This is a genomic window from Kribbella polygonati, assembly GCF_050320105.1.
Lineage (GTDB): Bacteria > Actinomycetota > Actinomycetes > Propionibacteriales > Kribbellaceae > Kribbella.
The window spans coordinates 3,610,372-3,624,969 of the sequence record NZ_CP190129.1 but is presented as its reverse complement, the minus strand read 5'-3'; the positions used below and the strand labels follow the sequence as shown (position 1 = coordinate 3,624,969).

16 protein-coding genes are annotated in these 14,598 nt (G+C 69.5%); 5 read left to right on the top strand and 11 right to left on the bottom strand.

Annotated elements, in window-relative coordinates; genetic code table 11:
- Nucleotides 1-88 precede the first annotated feature (88 nt).
- The gene (locus ACQHIV_RS17195) at nt 89-1,183 is read left to right on the top strand and encodes an S-(hydroxymethyl)mycothiol dehydrogenase (protein WP_427895475.1); all 1,095 of its coding nucleotides are present in this window, start codon (nt 89-91) and stop codon (nt 1,181-1,183) included.
- Here the strand turns inward: ACQHIV_RS17195 and ACQHIV_RS17190 are convergent.
- The gene (locus ACQHIV_RS17190) at nt 1,134-2,504 is read right to left on the bottom strand and encodes an MFS transporter (protein WP_427895473.1); all 1,371 of its coding nucleotides are present in this window, start codon (nt 2,502-2,504) and stop codon (nt 1,134-1,136) included. The genes ACQHIV_RS17195 and ACQHIV_RS17190 overlap by 50 nt on opposite strands.
- Before the next feature lie 120 nt (nt 2,505-2,624).
- On the opposite strand from ACQHIV_RS17190, the gene ACQHIV_RS17185 reads away from it, so the two are divergent.
- On the top strand, nt 2,625-3,566 hold the full coding sequence (locus ACQHIV_RS17185) for a sigma-70 family RNA polymerase sigma factor (protein ID WP_427895471.1): 942 nt from the start codon (nt 2,625-2,627) through the stop codon (nt 3,564-3,566).
- On the opposite strand, the gene ACQHIV_RS17180 is transcribed toward ACQHIV_RS17185, so the two are convergent.
- The 7 genes from ACQHIV_RS17180 to ACQHIV_RS17150 all read right to left on the bottom strand — a co-directional run bounded on the left by ACQHIV_RS17180 (nt 3,552) and on the right by ACQHIV_RS17150 (nt 8,819).
- Nucleotides 3,552-4,046 carry a GNAT family N-acetyltransferase gene (locus ACQHIV_RS17180; RefSeq protein ID WP_427895469.1) on the bottom strand — a complete coding sequence of 165 codons (495 nt, stop codon included), beginning with the start codon at nt 4,044-4,046 and terminating at the stop codon, nt 3,552-3,554. The genes ACQHIV_RS17185 and ACQHIV_RS17180 overlap by 15 nt on opposite strands.
- An 83-nt stretch (nt 4,047-4,129) precedes the next feature.
- The gene (locus tag ACQHIV_RS17175; protein ID WP_427895467.1) at nt 4,130-5,104 is read right to left on the bottom strand and encodes an aldo/keto reductase; all 975 of its coding nucleotides are present in this window, start codon (nt 5,102-5,104) and stop codon (nt 4,130-4,132) included.
- A 62-nt stretch (nt 5,105-5,166) separates the two neighbouring features.
- On the bottom strand, nt 5,167-5,640 hold the full coding sequence (locus ACQHIV_RS17170) for a MerR family transcriptional regulator (RefSeq protein WP_427895465.1): 474 nt from the start codon (nt 5,638-5,640) through the stop codon (nt 5,167-5,169).
- Nucleotides 5,641-5,694: 54 nt separating this feature from the next.
- The gene (locus tag ACQHIV_RS17165; protein ID WP_427895463.1) at nt 5,695-6,084 is read right to left on the bottom strand and encodes a Fur family transcriptional regulator; all 390 of its coding nucleotides are present in this window, start codon (nt 6,082-6,084) and stop codon (nt 5,695-5,697) included.
- Nucleotides 6,085-6,136: 52 nt separating this feature from the next.
- The gene (locus ACQHIV_RS17160) at nt 6,137-7,135 is read right to left on the bottom strand and encodes a metal ABC transporter permease (protein WP_427895461.1); all 999 of its coding nucleotides are present in this window, start codon (nt 7,133-7,135) and stop codon (nt 6,137-6,139) included.
- On the bottom strand, nt 7,132-7,881 hold the full coding sequence (locus ACQHIV_RS17155; protein ID WP_427895459.1) for a metal ABC transporter ATP-binding protein: 750 nt from the start codon (nt 7,879-7,881) through the stop codon (nt 7,132-7,134). Before ACQHIV_RS17155 ends, ACQHIV_RS17160 begins: the two co-directional genes overlap by 4 nt.
- Nucleotides 7,878-8,819, bottom strand: a complete 942-nt coding sequence (locus ACQHIV_RS17150) for a metal ABC transporter substrate-binding protein (protein WP_427895457.1) — start codon at nt 8,817-8,819, stop codon at nt 7,878-7,880. The genes ACQHIV_RS17155 and ACQHIV_RS17150 overlap by 4 nt, the downstream gene beginning before the upstream one ends.
- 148 nt (nt 8,820-8,967) lie before the next feature.
- Between ACQHIV_RS17150 and ACQHIV_RS17145 the strand changes: the two genes are divergently transcribed.
- Together ACQHIV_RS17145 and eboE are read left to right on the top strand one after the other, a co-directional pair.
- Nucleotides 8,968-10,140, top strand: coding sequence for a YibE/F family protein (locus ACQHIV_RS17145; protein ID WP_427895455.1), 1,173 nt, complete (start codon nt 8,968-8,970; stop codon nt 10,138-10,140).
- 80 nt (nt 10,141-10,220) lie between these two features.
- Nucleotides 10,221-11,360 (top strand): metabolite traffic protein EboE, encoded by a 1,140-nt coding sequence (gene eboE, locus ACQHIV_RS17140; RefSeq protein ID WP_427895453.1) that lies wholly within the window; start codon nt 10,221-10,223, stop codon nt 11,358-11,360.
- Here the strand turns inward: eboE and ACQHIV_RS17135 are convergent.
- On the bottom strand, nt 11,319-12,542 hold the full coding sequence (locus tag ACQHIV_RS17135) for an FAD-dependent monooxygenase (protein ID WP_427895451.1): 1,224 nt from the start codon (nt 12,540-12,542) through the stop codon (nt 11,319-11,321). The two genes, eboE and ACQHIV_RS17135, sit on opposite strands and share 42 nt — an antisense overlap.
- Nucleotides 12,543-12,630: 88 nt before the next feature.
- On the opposite strand from ACQHIV_RS17135, the gene ACQHIV_RS17130 reads away from it, so the two are divergent.
- Nucleotides 12,631-13,173 (top strand): TetR/AcrR family transcriptional regulator, encoded by a 543-nt coding sequence (locus ACQHIV_RS17130; protein WP_427895449.1) that lies wholly within the window; start codon nt 12,631-12,633, stop codon nt 13,171-13,173.
- Here the strand turns inward: ACQHIV_RS17130 and ACQHIV_RS17125 are convergent.
- Nucleotides 13,170-13,466, bottom strand: coding sequence for a DUF6703 family protein (locus ACQHIV_RS17125; RefSeq protein WP_427895447.1), 297 nt, complete (start codon nt 13,464-13,466; stop codon nt 13,170-13,172). The genes ACQHIV_RS17130 and ACQHIV_RS17125 overlap by 4 nt on opposite strands.
- Nucleotides 13,467-13,488: 22 nt before the next feature.
- Nucleotides 13,489-14,580 carry a class I SAM-dependent methyltransferase gene (locus ACQHIV_RS17120; RefSeq protein WP_427895445.1) on the bottom strand — a complete coding sequence of 364 codons (1,092 nt, stop codon included), beginning with the start codon at nt 14,578-14,580 and terminating at the stop codon, nt 13,489-13,491.
- Nucleotides 14,581-14,598: the final 18 nt, after the last annotated feature.

Sequence of the window (14,598 nt, the reverse complement as noted above, 5' to 3'; positions counted from 1 at the left end):
CGGGAGCACCGGCCGACGGACTGGTTGTCCCCCGACCGGTGGACAGCAGGGTGTACGCCGGTAGGCCCTGGAGGTTAGGTTCGGGCGTATGGCTCAGACGGTGCGTGGTGTGGTGGCGGCGGGCAAGGGTGCGCCGGTGACGATCGAGGAGATCACGATCCCGGACCCCGGTCCCGGTGAAGCGGTCGTGAAGGTGCAGGCCTGCGGGGTCTGCCACACGGACCTGCATTACCGGGAGGGCGGGATCAACGACGAGTTCCCGTTCCTGCTCGGGCACGAGGCGGCGGGGATCGTGGAGGCGGTCGGCGACGGCGTCACCGACGTACAGCCGGGTGACTTCGTCGTACTGAACTGGCGGGCGGTCTGCGGGAACTGCCGCGCCTGTCTGCGCGGGCGGCCCTGGTACTGCTTCAACACGCACAACGCCCAGCAGAAGATGACGCTGAACGACGGCACCGAGCTGAGCCCGGCGCTCGGCATCGGGGCGTTCGCCGAGAAGACCCTGGTCGCGGCCGGGCAGTGCACGAAGGTGGACCCGGCGGCGAAGCCCGAGGTGGCCGGTCTGCTCGGCTGTGGAGTGATGGCCGGCCTCGGCGCCGCGATCAACACCGGCAACGTCGGCCGCGGCGACACGGTCGCGGTGATCGGTGCCGGCGGAGTCGGTACGGCGGCCGTGGTCGGCGCGCGCCTCGCCGGGGCGGCGAAGGTGATCGCACTCGACCTCGACGAACGCAAGCTGGGCACGGCGAAGGAGCTCGGCGCCACCCACACGATCAACTCCACGGGCCTCGACCACGACGGGGTCGTCGAGGCGGTGCAGGAGCTGACCGGCGGGTTCGGCGCGGACGTGGTGATCGACGCGGTCGGTCGCCCGGAGACCTGGAAGCAGGCGTTCTACGCCCGCGACCTGGCCGGTACGGTCGTGCTGGTCGGCGTACCGACGCCGGAGATGCGGCTCGAGATGCCGTTGCTGGACTTCTTCGGCCGCGGCGGTTCGCTGAAGTCCAGCTGGTACGGCGACTGCCTGCCGAGCCGCGACTTCCCGATGCTGGTCGACCTGCACCTGCAGGGCCGGCTGCCGCTGGACCGGTTCGTGTCGGAGACGATCGGGCTCGAGGACGTGGAGGACGCGTTCACGAAGATGCACCACGGCGACGTACTGCGCTCGGTCGTACTGTTCTAGCCAGGAACGTGGCGGCGACGATGCCGGTCGCCGCCATCAGCGCGACGGCCCAGTGCGTCAGCGGGAACGAGTGCGTCGACAGGTAGACCGTGCCGAAGATCGTGACGCCGCCGACCTGGCCGAGCTGCATCACCGTGGTGAGGATGCCGCTCGCGTCGGCGGCGCGGGGCAGCGGCACGTTGACCAGCGACTGGGTGACGAGCGGGCTCGCGGCCAGCCCCATGCCCGCGCCCGCCACCACCATCGCGGGCCAGCGGAACGACCCGACGCCCGCGTACCCGACGGCGCACAGCACGAGGCCGGCCGGTACGACGAGGTGCTGCAGCCGGGCCGGGACGATCCGCCAGAAGTACCCGACCAGCCCGAAGGTGACGGCGAACGGGAGCCAGGTCAGCCCGGCCCGCATCGCCGACTCGCCGAGCTCGGTCTGCAGGTGCAGCGTGAACGCGAACAGGAACCCGCCGAGCGCCAGCACCGTGCACACCATCGTCACCAGCCCGGCCGGCAACCCCCGCGCGCGCAGCACCTCGAGGTTGAGCAACGGGTCCGCCGTACGCCGCTCGAACCGGACGAACACCACCGCGAGCACGACGCCGGCCGCCATACAGCCGAAGGTCCACAGCGGCCACCCGATCTCGTGCCCGACGACCGCCGGCAGCACCAGCAGCAGTACGGCGCAGGTCGACAACGCCAGCCCGGTGAGGTCGAGGCGCCGCGCCGCCGCGGGGCGATCCGCCGGGATCGAGCGCGGAACCAGGATCGCCAGGCAGATGCCGACCGGGACGTTGACCAGGAACACCGGGCGCCAGCCGGAGCCGAGCAGGTTCGCGCCGACCAGCAGGCCGCCCGCGATCAGCCCGGCGACCTGGCCGGCGGACAGCGTCACGCCGTACGCCGACAACGCCTTGGCGCGGGCCGGTCCGGCGAAGTGGGCCTGGATCAGGCTGATGATCTGCGGCACCATGATCGCCGCGGCGACGCCCTGGACGAACCGGAACAGCACCAGCGGCAGGATCGCCGGCGCCAGGCCGCAGCCGAGCGAGGCGAGCGTGAACAGGACCGCGCCGGTCAGGTACATCCGGCGGCGGCCGTACAGGTCGCCCAGCCGGGCGCCGGTGATCAGCGTCATCGCGTACGCGACCAGGTAGCCGCCGACGACGAGCTGCAGCCAGGCGCCGGAGGCGTGCAGGCCGGCGCCGACGGCCGGCATCGCGACGTTGACGATGGACGTGTCGAGCAAGGCCATGAACTGGCCGAGCAGCAGGACGGCGAGCATCAGCCCACGACGGGTTGCCACGGGACGGTCGATCAGTGCGGTCATCAGGTTTCTCCCTCGTCTGCACGGGACATCGGGGTATACCTGGCAGGTCCGCCGGATTCATCGGTGCTGGACCGATGATTTTGGTGAGGTCGCGCAGTACGTACCTGCAGGAGGCTGATGATGGACCGTGACGATTTCGACCGGATGACCGAGCCGCACCGGCACGAGCTGGTGGTGCACTGCTACCGCATGCTCGGCTCGATCCACGACGCGGAAGATCTCGTGCAGGAGACCCTGCTCCGGGCGTGGCGGGCCGCCGACACGTACGACGAGCAGCGGGCGTCGATGCGGACCTGGCTCTACCGGATCGCGACCAACGCCTGCCTGACCGCTCTCAAGGGCAAGGGCCGGCGGGCGTTGCCGTCCGGGCTGGTGAGTGTGTCCGAGGACGCGCAGGCGCCGATCGAGCTGTCGACGGACGTGTCGTGGCTGCAGCCGTTCCCGACCGACCCGGCGGCGGCGATGGTCGCGCAGGGGAGTCTGCGGCTGGCGCTGATCGCCGCGATGCAGTACCTCCCGGCCCGGCAGCGGGCGGTCCTCGTCCTGCGCGACGTCCTCGACTGGCCGGTCGCGGACATCGCCGAGGCGCTCGAGACGACCTCGGCGAGCGTGAACAGCGCGCTGCAGAGGGCGCGCGCCAAGCTCGCCGAGATCGGTATCACCGAGGACGACGTCGACGAGCCCGACGACCGCGAGATCAAGTCCGTCATCGACGACTACATCCGCGCGTTCGAGGCCGCCGACGTCAGCGGCCTGACCCGGCTGCTCACCGACCGGGTCGTCCTCGAGATGCCGCCGGCCCCGCTGTGGTACGTCGGCCGCGACGCGTACGGCGAGTTCATGGCCCGCGTGTACGCGATGCGCGGTCCGGCCTGGCGACTGCTGCCGACGGTCGCGAACGACCAGCCGGCGATCGGCGCCTACGTCCGCGGCGACGACGGGCGGTTCCACGCGCACAGCCTGCAGGTGTTCACCGTCGCCAAGGCCGGCATCACGCACAACGTGGTCTTCTTCGACCAGGAACTGTTCGAGTACTTCGGACTGCCGCTAGACCTTGAATGAGATCCACAGATCGGGCGTCGCGTCGGGGTTGCCGCGGATCGGGCGCTCCTCCTGGGTCCACACGTCCCCGGAGACCTCGGTCGCGACCCGCTGCCAGAACCGGACCGCCTTCTCGTTGTTGCCCTGGAACGCGACGTCGCACGGACCGGGGTGGTGCGACAGCACCTCCTGCACCGCCTGCAGCCCGTACCCGCGGCGCCGAGCCGGACGGACCATGAAGAACGCGTTCAGTACGTGCACCGGCTGCTGCAGCGCCCGCATGAAACAGAACCCGATCGGTACTTCGCCGAGCGAGATCAGGTAACCGGCCCACTCCGGGTCACCGGTCAGGACCTTCTCGAGCCACTCGCTGCGGTAGCTGCCGTCGGGGCGCGGCAGTTGGCCTTGGAACTCGGACAGGTCGTGGCGGAACATCAGCCACAGTCGCTCCATCAGGATGCGGTCGGACGCCTGCGCGCGGCGCACCACCAGGTCGGACATAGGTCTCCTCACAAAGGGGTCCAGAAACGCAGAAAGCCTTCCGCCGGAAGAATCCGGTAGGAAGGCTTACTGCGAGCAGTTTATCAGCTCTGCGGTGCGGTCTGCCCGGCGACCCAGGTCATGTCGGCGTACCGGGTGCCGGCCGGAGCCAGCGTCGAGAGTGCCTCGAGGTCGGCCGCGGACAGCTCGACGTCGACGGCGGCCCAGTTCTCCTCGAGGTACTTGCGCCGCTTCGTTCCCGGGATCGGCGCGACATCGTTGCCCTGCGCAAGCACCCAGGCGAGCGCGACCTGCCCCGGCGTCGCGTCGTACCGGGCCGCGACCGCGCGGATCTGTTCGACCAGCTTCAGGTTGGCGTCGAGGTTGTCCCCGGCGAAGCGCGGCAGCGTACGGCGGAAGTCGTCGGCCGCGAGCTCCGCCGGCAGCGCGCCGGTGAGCATGCCGCGCCCGAGTGGCGAGTACGGCACCACCCCGATGCCGAGTTCCCGCAGTACCGGCAGCACCGACTCCTCGATGTCCCGGCTGAACAGCGACCACTCGGACTGGACGGCGGTGATCGGGTGTACGGCGTGCGCCCGCCGGATCGTCTCCGCGGACGCCTCGGACAGCCCGAGGTACCGGACCTTCCCGGCCTGGACGAGCTCCGCCATCGCGCCGACGGTCTCCTCGACGGGTACGCCGGGGTCCATCCGGTGCTGGTAGTAGAGGTCCACGTGGTCAACGCCGAGCCGCTGCAGCGACGCGTCGATCGCTGACCGGACGTACTCCGGCGAGCCGTTGATGCCGCGCACCGCCGGGTTCCGCGGGTCGCCGGTGATGCCGAACTTGGTCGCCAGGAACACCTCGTCGCGGCGGTCCGCGATCGCCCGGCCGACCAGCTCCTCGTTGGCGCCGAAGCCGTACATGTCGGCGGTGTCGAGGAACGTGATGCCGAGGTCGAGCGCCCGGTGCAGGGTCGCGACCGACTCGTTGTCGTCGGCGGTGCCGTACGCGAAGCTCATCCCCATACATCCGAGGCCGAGCCGGCTGACCTCGGCGCCTTGGCTACCCAGTTTCATCTGTTTTCTCCCATCACAAGCCGGCCGAGCCGTGCGCGACGGTCGGCTGAATCCAGTAGGTGTTACGGAGCGGCAGTGCCGCCGTACGCGGCGATCTTGTAGTCGGTGACCGCAAGAGCGAGCTGGAGCTCTCGCAGCTGCCGGTTGATGCGTTCGCGATGCTCCTGCATCAGAGCGAGCCGCTGGGGTGCGGTGTGCTCGCCCTCGACGACCAGCTCCAGGTAGTGGCTGATCGCGCCGATCGACATCCCGGAGGCGCGCAGCCGGCTGACGAACACGATCCGCGACATCGCCCGCCGGCCGTAGCTGCGGTACCCGGCGGCGTCGCGGCGTACGTCGACCAGGCCGACGCGCTCGTAGTACCGCAGGGTGTGGGCGGTCAGCCCGGTGAGCTCGGCGGCCTCCGCGATCGACAGGTCGTCGGGCAGGTCGTCCGGCAGCTCCAGCAGACAGAGCAGGTCGGGATCCACCGGCTCCAGCTCCGGGTTGTACGCGGCGATCGCAGCGCGGCGGTCCAGCAGCTCTGTCGTGTTCACGTCTCCGACGGTATGCCTTCGAGCGCGCTCAAAGGCAAAGGTGACCTGCGTCACTCATTTCTGGCAGTCGGCGCAGGTGCCGAAGATCTCCAGGGTGTGGCTGATGTCTGCATAGCCGTGCTCGGCGGCGACCTTGTCGGCCCAGCGTTCGACGGCCGGGCCCTCGACCTCGACGGTGCGGCCGCAGCTGCGGCAGACCAGGTGGTGGTGATGGCCCTTCGAGCAGCGCCGGTAGGCCGTTTCGCCGTCGGCGGTGCGCAGCACGTCGACCTCGCGGGAGTCCGCGAGTGCCTGCAGGGTGCGGTAGACGGTGGTCAGGCCGACGGCCTCACCGGCCGACCGGAGCTCCAGGTGGATCTCCTGGGCGGTCCGGAAGTCGTCGATCTGGTCGAGCGCGTGCGCGACCGCCGCGCGCTGACGGGTCGAGCGTGTTCCGATAGCCACCGTTCCTCCTGTCATCTCCCTGTCGCCGGCAATTCTCTCAGAAGTCGGCAAATCAGTGCTCGTCCCAGTGATCACCGTGTGCCGCGTGCAGGTGACCGTCGTGGACGTAGTCGACATGGTCCCCGTGCTCGACCTTCTTGTGACCGCACTCCTGGTTGTGCGCGTGCGGGTGCCCTGCGCTCACCACATGCGGTGCCGGCGCCGGTACGCCGATCTCGGGCTCCTCGTCGGCCAGCGGCCGCGCGGACCGCCGTCGCAGCAGCGTCCCGACCGCGGCCGCCACCACGAACCCGGCCAGCGCCAGTACGACGATGGTCGCGCCAGGGGCGACGTTCGCGTTGTAGGACGTGACGATGCCGGCCAGACACGCCAGTACGCCGATGACGCATGCGGTGACGAACGTACTGCGGAACGAGCGTGTGATCTGCTGCGCCGTCGCCACCGGGACCACCATGAGCGCACTGACGAGCAGGAGCCCCACAGTGCGCATGGCCACGGTCACGGTCACCGCGGCCATCACGGCGATCACCAGGTTGAGCAGCTGGACCCGGAGTCCCGTCGTACGGGCGAACTCCTCGTCCTGGCACACCGCGAACAGCTGCGGGCCCAGGCCGATCGCTATGACCAGCACGGCGATCGCCAGGCCGACAACGACGTACAGGTCGCTCTGGGAGACCGTGGTCAGCGAGCCGAACAGGTACGTGTTGAGTGTCGCGGCGCCCTGACCGGCTAGGCCGATCAGCAGTACGCCCCCGGCGATACCGCCGTAGAACAGGAGTGCCAGGGCGACGTCGCCGGTGGCCTTGCCGCGGGCGCGGACCAACTCGATCGCGGTCGCGCCGGCGATCGACACGATCACCGCGGTCAGCACCGGCGCCGTCCCGGTGAGCAGACCGAGCGCGACGCCGGTGATCGCGATGTGCCCGATCCCGTCACCCATCAACGACAACCGCCGCTGCACCAGGTACGTCCCGATGGCCGGCGCGGACAGCCCGGTCAGCAGCCCGGCGATCAGCGCGCGCTGCATGAACTCCAGCTCGAACATCGTCATGAGGGCAGCCATCCGGGTTCGTCGTCGGTGGTGTGCGAGTGGTGGACGTGGGCGTGGGTCTGCGAGGCGTGCGGGGGACCGTCGTACACGATCCGGCCGCGGCGCATCACCACCGAGCGGTCGATCAGCGCGTCCATCGGGCCGAGGTCGTGGCTCACCATCACGACCGTCGTACCGCGTTCGACCCGCTCGCGGACCGCGTCGGCGAAGATCTGCTGGCTGGCCAGGTCGACGCCCGCGGTCGGCTCGTCGAGCACCAGCAGGTCCGGGTCGGACACCAGCGCCCGCGCGATCAGCACCCGCTGCTGCTGCCCGCCGGACAGCTCCGCGACCGCGTCCTTGCGCCGGTCGGCCATGTCGACGACCTGCAGCGCGTCCTCGATCGCCTGCTTGCCGGCGGCACCGAGCGGCGTGAACATCCGGCGCTTCGACAGCAGCCCGGACGACACCACCTCGTACACGGTCGCCGGTACGCCGCCGGCCGCGGTGATCCGCTGCGGTACGTACCCGACCCGGCGCCACGCGCGGAACCGGGGGACCGGCGTACCGAACAACCGGACCTGACCACGGGCCGCGGGCAACAACCCGACGATCGTCTTGATCAAGGTCGACTTGCCGGAGCCGTTGGTGCCGAGCACGGCCAGCACCTCGCCCTGCTTGATCCGCAGATCGATCCCGCGCAGGATCAGCCGGCCGCCGAGGTCCACCGACAGGTCGTCGACGCTCACCGCGTTGTCAGCCGTCACGAGCAGCCGTTCGCTTTCTCCAGCTCCTGCAGGTTGCGCCGCATGAGCGTGAGGTAGGTGTCCTTGGAGTTCGCGTCCGACAGGCCCTCGATCGGGCTCAGGACCGCTGTTTGCACGCCGACGTCGTTCGCGATCGTGTCGGCCACCTTCGGGCTGACGAGCTCCTCGTAGAAGATCGTGGTCACGTGCTGGGACCTCACGATGTCCTGCACCTCCTTGATCCGGCTCGGCGTCGGCTCGGCGTCCGGCGTGAACCCGGCGATCCCGATCATCGTCAGACCGTACCGCTTCGCGAGGTAGGCGAACGCCTCGTGGCTGGTCACGAACGTCGTCAGCTTGCAGTGCGCGAGACCCGTCTTGTACGCCGTGTCCAGCGCGCCGATCTCGGCGAGCAGGGCCTTGGCTCGCTCGTGGTACCCGGCCGCGTTCGCGCTGTCGACGGTCGCGAGCTTCTCCTCGACCGCCTTGACGACAGCGGCGTACCGCACCGGGTCGAGCCAGAAGTGCGGGTCGAGCGCGTTGTTCTGGTGGGCGATCGGCGCGGCGCCGGTGTGCTGCTCGAAGTCCGCGCCGGTGTCCTCCAGCTGGGCGGCCGGGGCGACGTCGAAGCCGGCGTCCTTGGCGTTCTGGTCGACGGCCTCGTCGACGGCCGGCTGCAGGTTCTTCTCGTAGACGACCAGCTTCGCCTCGGCGATCGAGGCGACCTGCTTCGGCGTCAGCTCGAGGTCGTGCGGCTCGACGCCGGGGGCGGTGAGAGTGGTCACGTGGACGGCGTCGCCGCCGATCGTGCGGGCGATGAACTCGAGCGGGTAGAACGACGTGACCACGCTGAGCTTGCCGTCGGCACGACCGTCGGCGGTCGCGGCGCCGCACCCCGCGAGGGCGAGGACGGCCAGCGTCGCGGCACCGGCGATAATTGCGCGAAGACCAGATCTCATGACAATCATTTTCATTCTAGCTGGAACTGATTGTCAAAACAGGGAGTAGCCGATGGCCAGCCGCAACGTCGGGCGACGGCGTGCCGACCGCAGAGGCAACCGCCGCATTTCGCATGGACATGGACATGGACACGGGCACGGTGACCATGTGGTCGACACCTCGGTGGTGAACTCCGATGCGATCGTCGCCCGCCGCGTCCGGATCGTCGTGGCCGCCGTGCTGGTTCCACTGATCGTGGCCTCGGTCGTGGCCCTGATTGCGCTCTGGCCGGGCGGTGACGTGAAGGTCGAGTCGTACCAGACCAGCACGGCGCGCGGCGAGATCATCGCGCTCAAGGCCTGTCCTGACCCCCGGGACAAGTGCAACCTGGCCACGGTGAAGCTGAGCAACACCGCGGCCAAGGGAAAGGCGGTCCCGGTCCAGGTGCCGAAGGCCGGTGGGACCCCGATCCCGGTCGAGGTCGGTCAGACGGTGATGCTCGCGATCGAGAAGGACGCACCACCGGACCAGAAGTACCAGTATGTCGACCACGACCGGATCCGACCGTTGCTGATCCTGGCGGTGGTCTTCGCGGTCGCGGTTGTCGTACTGTCCCGGTGGCGTGGGTTCGCCGCCCTGATCGCGCTCGTGGTCACCGCGGTGATGCTCACCCAGTTCATCCTGCCGGCGATACTCAGGGGCTCAAATCCCCTGCTCGTCTCGGTTGTCGGCGGTGCGGTGATCATGACGATCGCGGTGTTCCTGACCCATGGGATCAACGCGGAATCCTCGATCGCGCTGGCCGGCACGATCGCCGCGCTCGGGCTGACGGTGTTGCTCGGCTGGTTCTTCACCGGGTTCTCGCAGTTGAGCGGCCTGGCCGCGGAGGGGGCAACTCAGGCGCAGTCGTTCTCGCCGCACCTGAACCTTTCCGGGTTGCTGGTGGCCGGGATGGTGATCGGGGCGCTCGGGGTGCTCGACGACGTCACGGTCACCCAGGCGGCCGCGGTGTGGGAGCTGTCCGCCGCGAACCCGGCCGCGAGCCGGCGCGAGCTGTTGTCCGCGGGCCTGCGGATCGGGCGTACGCACGTGGCTTCGGTGGTGAACACCCTGGTCCTCGCGTACGCCGGTGCCGCGATGCCGGTGCTGCTCGTGTTCGCGATCCAGGACCTGCCGATGCTGTCGGTGATCTCCACCGAGGCGGTCGCGATGGAGGTCGTCCGCGGCCTGGTCGGCAGCCTCGGCATCATCGCGGCCGTCCCGCTGACCACCGCGTTGGCCGCGATGGCGGTCGCGGACCGCTCCCGCGACCTGGTCGCCACGCCGGATCCCGCGACCTAGTCGCGCGGCAGCTCGTACGCTGCTAGTAGGTCACGGAAGGTTCGACGGTGCTTACTTTCCGTGGCTGTCCGGGGGTGCTGATGAGGTTCCGCCATCGGGATGGTTCGACCGTTCATCTGGGGTACTGCGCGTCGGTGCATCCGGCCGCGGACCTGGACGAACTCGTGGCGCGGCTCGACGAGTGCGCCGGGAGGGTGCGGTCCGCGCTCGACGTACCGGTGCTCGGGGTCGGGCTGTGGTTTCCGTACCGGTTGGCCGATCGGCTGGCGAACTCGCCGGCGTCGCTGAGCAAACTCCGTCGCGCGCTGCACCGCAACCAGCTGGAAGTCGTGACCGTGAACGGCATCCCGCACACGGGCAAGTCCGCCGGCGTCGACCTGTACTGCCCGGACTGGACCGAGCCCGAGCGTCTCCGGTACACGCTCGACCTGGTCGACGTACTCGCGGAGCTGCTGCCGGACGATGCGTCGTACGGCTCGATCTCGACCGTGCCGCTCGCGTGGCGGGTGCCGTGGTCGCGGGCGCGCAACCGGGCCGCGCGGGAGGCGTTCGACCGTGTCGAGCAGCACCTGGCGCGCACGGAGGCCAGGACCGGCCGGCGGATCCGTATTGCGGTTGAAACCGAGCCTGGCTGCGTTCTGGAGATGATCGGGCAGGCTGCGGCGTGGCTGGACCGCTACTCGAGCCCGTACGGCGGTACGTCGCGGATCGGGCTGGGGCTCGACGTGTGTCATCTGGCGGTGCAGTTCGAGGACCCTGCCGATTCTTTCGAGCTCTTGTGGCGTGCGGGCGTTGACGTGGTCAAGGCGCAGCTGTCGGTCGCTCCTACGCTGGTTGATCCGTCTGACGCGTCTGGGCGGTACGTGCTCGGTCAGCTCGGCGTACCGAAGTTCTTGCGGCAAGTGCGTGAGTGGGGTGGGCCAGGTGTGGACGACGTGGCGCAGTCGTCGCAGTTGTCGGGCCATGCGGCCTGGCGGATGCATGCGCACCTGGCCGCGCATTCTGCGCCACCGCCTCCGCTCAGTGCGACTACCGGCGTACTGGATGACTGTCTGGTGCGGTTGGTGGGTGGTGAGCATCCGTTGACGCACCACTTGGAGTCAGAGGTGTACGTGTGGTCGCGGGAGCCCAGAACCCAACAGGCATTGGCGAAACGGCTCGGCAAGGAGCTGTCCTGGCTACGGAAGCGGCTGACTGCTGTCGGGCTGCAGGAGGTTTGAGTAGTCGGGCAGCGTTGTGGAGCTGAAGACCTTGCCTACTGCGTTCTGCGACCAGATGAGGCGCTGCAGCGACGTGGGGAGCTTGGCCAGCGTGGCTGCTGCTCCAGGCATCAGCCGTACAGCCAGCGCGTTGCTAGGGATCACCGTGCCCATGATTTTGGGGCTGAGCCTCCTGCTGTTGTCTACGAGCGGCCGGATCACCTCCTCGTAGTTACGCAGCCCAGCAGGACCGGCCGCAGCCAGCTCACCAGCCAGCACGTACGCCGCCACGACAGCCAGGCTCGTCCCACCGCCAACTGCCGGTCCGGGAGAGTAGCCCGCGTCTCCCACGAGTGCGACACGGCCCGCCACCCATGAGTCCAGGGTGATCTGGGCGATCGAGTCGAAGTAGAAGTCCTCGGCCTGCGGCAGGTACTCAAGCAGCTGCGGCACCTTCCAGCCGTAGTCGCCGAACTCCTTCACCAGCACGGCTTTCTGCTGATCCTTGTCGCGATGGTCGTACGTCAGCTCGCCACGGAACAGGAATCCCGCACGGACCTGGCCGGTCTGGCGTACGCCGTACACGCCGACGAGCTTGCCGACCGAGAAGTGCGCGAGCGTGTGGTTGCCGACGCCGAACACGTCCGGCATCGAGAACACCGCGAGGTAGCCGCCGAGCTGACGCTGCAGCCCTTCCTCGGGCCCGAACGCGAGCCGCCGCACGTTCGAGTGCAGGCCGTCGGCGCCGATCACCAGGTCGAACCGGCGCCGCAGCCCGGAGTCGAACCTGACGTCGACGCCCTCGCCGTCGTCGTGCAGGTCCGCGATCGAGTCGCCGAACACGTACTCGGCGCTGTCGCGGGTGGCGTCGTACAGGATCCTGGTCAGCTCGCCGCGGAGGATCTCCACGTGCTGCCGGGAGATCCCGGCGTACATCCGGCTCAGGTCGACCTCGACGGGGCGCCGGCCGAACCGTTCGACGGTCATCGAGTCGAGCTGGGTGCGTGCCGCGACGATCGTGTCCCAGCAACCCATCCGGCGGGCGACCTCGGCGGCCGCGCTGTACAGGTCGACGGCGTGCCCGCCGAGCCCGTGCCGCGCGGCCGGGGTGCGTTCGACGACGGTCGGCTCGAAGCCGTAGCGGCGCAGCCAGTAGGCGAGCACCGGCCCGGCCACGCTGGCGCCGGAGATCAGAATCTTCATCCCATCCTCCTTACTTATCGGAAGGTAAGTAAACGAGGACGGCATTGTCAATGGCTTACTTAACGGAAGGTCAGATAATCTTCCGGGTATGCCGAGACAACGCACCGGAGACACCCGGGCGCGGATCCAGCAGGCCGCGCTCGAGCTGTTCGCGGTCCAGGGGGTGCAGCAGACCAGCCTGCGCGACATCGCCGACCGGCTCGGCGTCACCAAGCCCGCGCTGTACTACCACTTCGCGTCCCGCGAGGAACTGCTGAACAGCCTGGTCGAGCCGATGATCGCCGACTTCGAGGCGTACGCCGCCACCCAACGGGCGGCCGCGCCGGTGCCGCCGCGGGAGCTGCTCGGGTCGTACTTCGACCTGTCCTACCGGCACCGCGGGATGATCCAGCTCGCGATCCGGGACCTGTCGGTCCTGCACGAGCTGAAGCTCACCGACCGGTTCATCGAATGGCGCGGCGCGGTCGCCGAGCTGCTGATCGGCACCGAGCCGTCGCTGTCCGACGTGGTCCGCTGCATGGTCGCGCTCGGCGGCCTGTCCGACTGCGCGGTGATGATCGACCACCAGCCGGTCTCCGAACTCCGCGAGGCCGCCGTCGAGGCTGCCTACGACAGCCTCGGGCGGCCCTAACTGTTCGCGATCCGGGAGACCGCGAACAGCAGGATGATCAGGATCGAGAAGATCCGCAGGAACTTCGGCCCGCCGGTCACCGCCGGCCAGGACAGGAACGCGAGCCAGCCGAGCAGCAACGCGAGCAGCACGAGCGCCGGCACCCCGACGGCGACGGGCGCGAACACCCCGGCCAGCGCCAGCACCAGCGTGATGCCGGGCAGGGTCAGCTTCGGCGCGGCGTGCAGCTTGGCGACGTACGGATAACTGACCTTCGTGATCCGCTGCCGCAACGGGCTGCTCGGGGTGCTCATGCCCCTATTGTTCCAGGTCCCGTCAGGGGGTCAGCCGGTAGAACCTCCAGAACGGGTGCTCGATCGGCAGCACGTCGACCTGGCCGAAGCCGGCGTGCTGCGCCAGGTGCCGGAGCTGGTCCGGCCGCATGATCGCGCCGACGACGTCGGAGTCCGCGTCCACGAGGCCCTGCGGCGTACACCACAGCGTGCTGGCCGCCGCCAGGAACCGCTGCACCTCGTCGCCGGGCGCGGCGAGCACCTCGTCGGCGTGCTCGTCCATCACGATCACCGAACCGCCCGGGGCGAGCGCAGTCCGCGCGGCGGTCAGCGCCTCGACGGGATGCGCGAAGTCGTGCACGCACTCGAAGAACGTCACCAGGTCGTACTGCGTCCCGTCCGCGGCGACGTCGGTGATGTCGCGGACCTCGAACGAGACCCGGCCGGAAACCCCTTGTTCGGCGGCGTTCCGCCGGGCCCGGCTGATCGAGTCCTCGTCGTTGTCGTACCCGTCCACGTGCACCGCCGGGTACGCCTTGGCCAGCTCGATCGCGGACCAGCCCGCGCCGGTGCCGAGGTCCGCGACCCGCGCGCCCTTCGTCAGCAGGTCGTGCAGCCCGGGCACGTTCGGGATCCACTCGGCAGCCAGCGAGTTCACGTACGCTGGCCGGTTCAGCAGCTCCTGCGCCCGGACGGCCTCCTCGCCGTACGCCGTGTACGGGACGCCGCCGCCGGTCCGGAATGCCTCGACCAGCTGCGGCAACGCCCGGCCGACCGCCGGCACGATCGCGGCCAGGCCGCCCGCGTAGACCGGGTGCGTCGGCTCCAGCAGGGCCTCGCGGACTCCCGGCGCCAGCGCGAACCGGTCGGTCCACACGTCCGTACCGTCGATCGTCAGTAGTCCGCTGATCGACTGCGACTGCAGCCATTCGACCAGGTACCGGTGGTCGAGGCCGGTCCGCTCGGCCAGCTCGGCGGCCGTCGCCGGACCGCCCTCGTCGAGCGCCCGGTAGATCCCGTGCACGTCGCCGAGGTAGATCGTGAACAGTTCGGCCGCGCCGAGCGCGGCGCCGAACATACGCCCCATCAGGGCCTCGGCCGCTTCCGCGGCCCGCTGGTCGGTTGTGGTGGTCATGTCGCCCTCCCTAAGTTT

Coding starts and splice junctions, on each gene's coding strand:
- ACQHIV_RS17195 (WP_427895475.1), top strand. CDS start 89: ATGGCTCAGACGGTGCGTGGTGTGGTGGCGGCGGGCAAGGGTGCGCCG.
- ACQHIV_RS17190 (WP_427895473.1), bottom strand. CDS start 2,504: ATGACCGCACTGATCGACCGTCCCGTGGCAACCCGTCGTGGGCTGATG.
- ACQHIV_RS17185 (WP_427895471.1), top strand. CDS start 2,625: ATGGACCGTGACGATTTCGACCGGATGACCGAGCCGCACCGGCACGAG.
- ACQHIV_RS17180 (WP_427895469.1), bottom strand. CDS start 4,046: ATGTCCGACCTGGTGGTGCGCCGCGCGCAGGCGTCCGACCGCATCCTG.
- ACQHIV_RS17175 (WP_427895467.1), bottom strand. CDS start 5,104: ATGAAACTGGGTAGCCAAGGCGCCGAGGTCAGCCGGCTCGGCCTCGGA.
- ACQHIV_RS17160 (WP_427895461.1), bottom strand. CDS start 7,135: ATGACGATGTTCGAGCTGGAGTTCATGCAGCGCGCGCTGATCGCCGGG.
- ACQHIV_RS17150 (WP_427895457.1), bottom strand. CDS start 8,819: ATGAGATCTGGTCTTCGCGCAATTATCGCCGGTGCCGCGACGCTGGCC.
- eboE (WP_427895453.1), top strand. CDS start 10,221: ATGAGGTTCCGCCATCGGGATGGTTCGACCGTTCATCTGGGGTACTGC.
- ACQHIV_RS17135 (WP_427895451.1), bottom strand. CDS start 12,542: ATGAAGATTCTGATCTCCGGCGCCAGCGTGGCCGGGCCGGTGCTCGCC.
- ACQHIV_RS17130 (WP_427895449.1), top strand. CDS start 12,631: ATGCCGAGACAACGCACCGGAGACACCCGGGCGCGGATCCAGCAGGCC.
- ACQHIV_RS17125 (WP_427895447.1), bottom strand. CDS start 13,466: ATGAGCACCCCGAGCAGCCCGTTGCGGCAGCGGATCACGAAGGTCAGT.
- ACQHIV_RS17120 (WP_427895445.1), bottom strand. CDS start 14,580: ATGACCACCACAACCGACCAGCGGGCCGCGGAAGCGGCCGAGGCCCTG.